A 275-nucleotide genomic window follows, 5' to 3' on the forward strand; every position below is an offset into this window, starting at 1 on the left:
GAGCGGGGCGAACACGCGTCGCCAGGCCGGGCCCCCTGCGCCGAGCTGCTCGACCGTGCGGTCGAGGGAGCGCCACACCGCCGCGGCTCCGCCCCTGAGCGCGTGCGCGAAGGACAACTCGGGGGTGATCCAGTCGATCGGCGACGCGCGCGTGAACGCCCCGAAGAACGGCGAGGCGAGTGCCGCCGGATGCACCGCCGACCCGACGTCGTGGCGGAAGCCCGGCAGCGTGAGCTCGGCCGTGCGGGCTGCCCCGCCCGGGGCGGCGGCCGCCT

At 77.8% G+C, this 275-nt stretch carries 1 pseudogene; it reads right to left on the reverse strand.

What is annotated here, in order from left to right:
- Positions 1-275 (reverse strand): annotated as a pseudogene (locus tag RMT89_RS42895) (hypothetical protein); the annotation flags it as partial.

This window comes from Streptomyces sp. P17, assembly GCF_032436805.1.
Classification (GTDB): Bacteria; Actinomycetota; Actinomycetes; order Streptomycetales; family Streptomycetaceae; genus Streptomyces.